This window comes from Streptomyces sp. ADMS, from assembly GCF_033441795.1.
Classification (GTDB): domain Bacteria; phylum Actinomycetota; class Actinomycetes; order Streptomycetales; family Streptomycetaceae; genus Streptomyces.
Genome location: NZ_JAVFVX010000227.1, coordinates 1 through 4,445, shown reverse-complemented (window position 1 = coordinate 4,445; position 4,445 = coordinate 1). Strand labels below are relative to the sequence as shown.

General features: G+C 69.7%; 4 protein-coding genes and 1 pseudogene. 3 read left to right on the top strand and 2 right to left on the bottom strand.

All coding sequences use genetic code 11. The annotated features are described in order from the left end of the window. Window positions 1-355: pseudogene (locus RB628_RS39465) on the bottom strand (site-specific integrase); the annotation flags it as partial. Beyond that, window positions 352-1,032: a helix-turn-helix transcriptional regulator gene (locus tag RB628_RS39460; RefSeq protein WP_318325474.1), complete on the bottom strand. Its 681-nt coding sequence runs from the start codon at window positions 1,030-1,032 to the stop codon at window positions 352-354. The pseudogene RB628_RS39465 and the gene RB628_RS39460, both read right to left, overlap by 4 nt. A gap of 94 nt (window positions 1,033-1,126) precedes the next feature. Here RB628_RS39460 and RB628_RS39455 point away from each other — a divergent pair, with 94 nt between their 5' ends. The 3 genes from RB628_RS39455 (at window position 1,127) to RB628_RS39445 (ending at window position 4,115) form a co-directional block, all read left to right on the top strand. Further along, the gene (locus tag RB628_RS39455; protein ID WP_318325473.1) at window positions 1,127-1,357 is read left to right on the top strand and encodes a hypothetical protein; all 231 of its coding nucleotides are present in this window, start codon (window positions 1,127-1,129) and stop codon (window positions 1,355-1,357) included. Between the two features lie 227 nt (window positions 1,358-1,584). After that, on the top strand, window positions 1,585-2,868 hold the full coding sequence (locus tag RB628_RS39450) for a DUF3631 domain-containing protein (protein ID WP_318325472.1): 1,284 nt from the start codon (window positions 1,585-1,587) through the stop codon (window positions 2,866-2,868). A 446-nt stretch (window positions 2,869-3,314) separates the two neighbouring features. Then, window positions 3,315-4,115 (top strand): DUF2637 domain-containing protein, encoded by an 801-nt coding sequence (locus tag RB628_RS39445; RefSeq protein WP_318325471.1) that lies wholly within the window; start codon window positions 3,315-3,317, stop codon window positions 4,113-4,115. The last annotated feature ends 330 nt before the right edge of the window (window positions 4,116-4,445 follow it).

Here is a 4,445-nt window from a genome sequence, read left to right as displayed (position 1 = left end):
CACCATTCACACCAGACCCGTGACCTGCGACTTCACGATGCACACCACTCAGTGGCGACTTCTCGTCGCCGACCTCCTCCAGCATGGCGGCGATCAGCGCCATGCCCTCGGGGTCGTCGGTGTCGGCGAGGCCGAGCAGGGCGCGGACGTGGTCGAGGTCGGCCTGGGCCGCCTTGAGGCTCTCGTAGCCGGCGCGGCTGAAGGAGCGGCGGGTGCCGTCTTCGCGGGGCGGGAGCTCCTGGCGTATCGAGTACGAGCCGTGCTTGCGGCTGGAGAGCTTCGGGCACTGCTTACCGAGCGGCTTACCGGTGTGGGCGTCGCGGCAGTAGCAGCGGCGGTGGGTGGAACCCTTCAAAGATCATTCTCCTCTGTGGTGTCGCCGACGGGTGGGTCGACGTCGGCGAGTTCTGGTGGCAGGTGCGGTGGTGTGCCGCCGTCTTCGCGGATGAAGGCGCGGGCGCTGCTGAGCCGGTACTTGGCTTCCAACGCTCTTTCGGCGTAGTCGGCTTGGGCGAGTACGGCTTCCTCGCGTTCGGCCTGGTTGGGTGCCGTCTCGGCTTTCCAGCGCTCGTGCTTCTCGCCCTTCAGAGCGGCCAGGGCGGCGCGCTGGTGGCTGACGTGGGCGCGGAAGGAGCGGAGCATGTCGTCTTCCATGCCGAAGTCCTCGCTGTCGCCGGTGAACCAGCGCATGGCAGCCCAGGTTGGTTCGGAGTGCTGAAGGGGAAGGCGTTGGACTCTGTCGACGTAGCCGACGGGGTAGAGCAGGCAGATCGGGTAGGTCCGCAGGGCTTCGGCGAGGACGAGGACGTCGACCAGGGGCAGGCTGGCGCGGCGGCCGGATTCCATGTTGGCGATCACGTTGCGCGGGATCGGGTGGCCGATCTCCTCGCAGCGGTCGGCCAGGTCCTGGGCGCTCATGCGTAGCTCCTTCCTGCGTCTGCGGACCTCGGTGGCCACCGTGGCCATCACCTGATCCACCCACTCCGGGACGTCGTCCTCGTCATCTCTAGGATCAAAACGGCGTTGTGTCATGGAGACACATTAGCTTCCCGATGATGGTTAGTGATCGCCTGGAGCCGGACGTGATGCCGCGTTCGCCGAGGGCTCACTCATGGACGGACACTGCATGCGCAACAACGAGACCGCCAAGCAGCCCAAGGGCATGACGCGAGATGAGCTGTTGGCCCTGCCTGCTGCCGTTGACCTGGACACCGGCAACCGCGCGCTGGGGCTGGGGCGGAGCAAGGGCTACGAGCTGGCCAAGCGGGGCCAGTACCCCTGCAAGGTCCTGCGCCTGGGCAAGGCGTACCGCGTCGTGACCGCCGACCTGTTGAACCTGCTCGGCCTGGCCGCATGACCACCCGAGCCCATAGCAGACGCTTCTGCGCTGAGCTGACACAGAAACGCTGGACTGTGGCCGGACGTGGACGTACTGTCCGTGTTCCCTCGCCCCGGCCAAGGAAGCGAGAAAGCCCCCGGCGGGCCAACGCCGGAGGCTCAGCACACTCCACTGCCCGCATTCCAACGAACGACCTGCGTGAGTCGGGCCTGCATGCCCGACGTCACCGGATAAGGAGCTTGCCTGTGCAACCTACGACACCCGAGCCCTATTCCGCACCCGGCAAAGCGGTATGGCCGACGGTCGCGGTGCCCGGCCGGCCCGGTTCCGCGCCTGAAGCCGCCCTGGCGGCCGATGAGCGGGCGCCGGATACGGCTCCAGCGGATCAGCCTGTCGAGGAGGCGGTGCCGGACCCGGAGCCGACGTACGGCTCCGAGCTGCTGAACGAACTGCGTTCGCAGATAGCCCAGTTCGTGATCCTGCCCTCCCAGCAGGCGCTGGACGCGGTCACGCTGTGGGTGGCGGCCACGCACCTGCAGCCCGCGTGGCAGCACGCCCCGCGCCTGGCGGTGGTCGGGCCGGCGAAGCGGTGCGGCAAGTCACGGCTCCTGGACGTGCTGACTGAGACGGTCCACGAGCCGATGCTCACCATCAACACCACGCCGGCGGCAATCTTCCGCTCCATCACCGACGAACCGCCCACCCTGCTGGTGGACGAGGCCGACACCATCTTCGGCACGCCGAAGCAGGCGGAGAAGAACGAGGAGATGCGCGGCCTGCTCAACGCCGGCCACCAGCGCAACCGGTACGTCACCCGCGTCGTCGGCAACGACCACACCCCGCACCGGTTCGCCACCTTCGCCATGGCTGCCCTCGCGGGGATCGGCGACCTGCCGGACACGATCATGGACCGGTCCGTGGTGATCCGCATGCGCCGCCGGGCCGAGGGCGAGAGCGTCAAGCCCTTCCGCTCCCGCCGCGACACTCCCGCCCTCCACGACCTGCGCGACCGCATCGCCGCATGGATACGGCCGCTGCTGGACGAGGCAGCCGACCTGGAACCGGCCATGCCGGTGGAGGACCGCGCTGCCGACACCTGGGAGCCCCTGGTGATCGTCGCCGACCTCGCCGCCGGGCCCTGGCCCCGCCTCGCCCGCGCGGCATGCGCGCAGATGGTCGCGGCCGAAGCGGCGGCCGAGGAGGACCACCCGAGCTCAGCGCGGATCCTGGCCGACATCCGCCGGGTCTTCGTCGCCCAGCGCGAGGTCGACAGCCTCTCCACGGACGAACTCCTCCACCACCTGCGCCAGGACCTGGAAGGCCCGTGGGCGGAGTGGGGGCGCAACGGGCTGAGCCCGCGTGAGCTCGGCTCGCTGCTGCGCGACTTCGACATCCGGCCCGGCAACGTCCGCCTCGCCGACGGCACCCAGCGCAAGGGCTACACGCGCAACAAGTTCCTCGACGCGTGGCGCCGCTACTGCCCGACCGTCCACCCGGTCGGCACCGGCCCCGCCCGCAGCGAGGGCTGAGCCCCCGCCCCCGGTTGCCGTCCTTGCCGTCCCTGTCGTAATCCCGCAGGTCAAACGGCATACGGGCAAGACGGCAACCGGGGTCAGGACGGCAACACGATCATGACCGTCGTTGCTGCCCGCCGGGACGCCACCCGGTTCCGTCTTGTGCCGTCCTGGGCGTCCCTGCCGTATCACCGCAGGTCACAGCGCATGCGGCCGGGACGGCACGACGGAATCGATCCGTCCACGGCCACCGAACCGCAGCCCTCACCGCCCGCCCATGCCCCAAGACGCGTCGGTGCCGCCAGGACGGCATACCGAGCCCCCTGCCGTACCGGCCCTGACCTGCGCTTGCAACGGCCAGGACGGCGAAGACGGACTACGCCACCACCCCAGGAGAACCCCGCTTGACCACCCTCTCCACACCCACCCACCGGGACCCTCGCCCTGGCGAAGAACCGCCGATGACGACCAAACAGACCGCAGAGCGGTACGCGCTCGTCGCGGCGGGAACCGTCATCGTGGCACTCACCGCCGGCGGGTTCTGGCTCTCCTACGCGCACCTCGCCGAGGTCGCCGGACAGCACGGCCTCAAGAGCTCCCCGGTCCGCCAGTGGGCCTGGCCCGCGACCCTGGACGCCTTCATTGTCGCGGGCGAACTCCTCATGCTCCGCGCGGGTCTGCGCCGCGTCACCGACGGATGGGCCATCGCCCTCACGGCCACCGGTTCGGTCGGCTCCATCGCGCTCAACGTGGCCGGGGTCAGCGGCACCGGCAATGCCAGCGCCGTGCCTCTGCTCGACTACGTGGTCGCCGCGGTTCCCCCGACCGCCGCTCTGCTGGCCTTCGGCGTCCTGATGCGGCAGATCCACCAGCTCGTCGACCGACCCACCGACCACTCGGACACCGCACCCGTCCAGACGCCGATACGTCCGGGCACGTCGACCGCCAAGCACGCCGAGCTACCGGCCGATGCGGTCCAGCTCACTGAGCCTCCGGCCGCCGGATCCGTCCAGCCGCCGGAACCACCGCCCATGGTTTCGGAGAGCAAGCCACGCGGTGGCCGTCCGCCAAAGGCCACGCTCGCGGAGCTCGTGGAGATCGGCCGGATTTCCCTCGCTGAGCACGGCACACTCAGCCGCTCCCTTCTCCGGAAGGCCGTTAAGGACAGGGACTTGACGATCGGCAGTGAACGGCAGACCGAGGTCATGGAGATCCTCCGGCCCGACATAGAAGCCGCCGAGACCAGTCCCGACAGCGGCTGACCGGAATCCCAGCAGGGGTGACCGGAACCCCTTCCGGTCACCCCTGCCAGGCGGTCGGCCACCGCCCTGCTCGCCGCCCGCTCATCCACACCCGTGGACGGCGCGCTGACCACCAGCACTCAGCCCGCCCTTGCCTGCCGACGCCCCTGCCTCGCTCCCTTCTGGAGAACAGCCCGTGACGCACGCCCCGTACCGCCCCGACCACGCTCCCGGTGAGCCACCGCCAGCGAAGTCCCTTACGTTGGTGGGGCGTTTGCGGCAGGCGTTCGGACGGGCGGCTCCTGGCGGAGCCAGTAGTACCCCGAGTCCGACTCATGGCCGGTCTTCGGG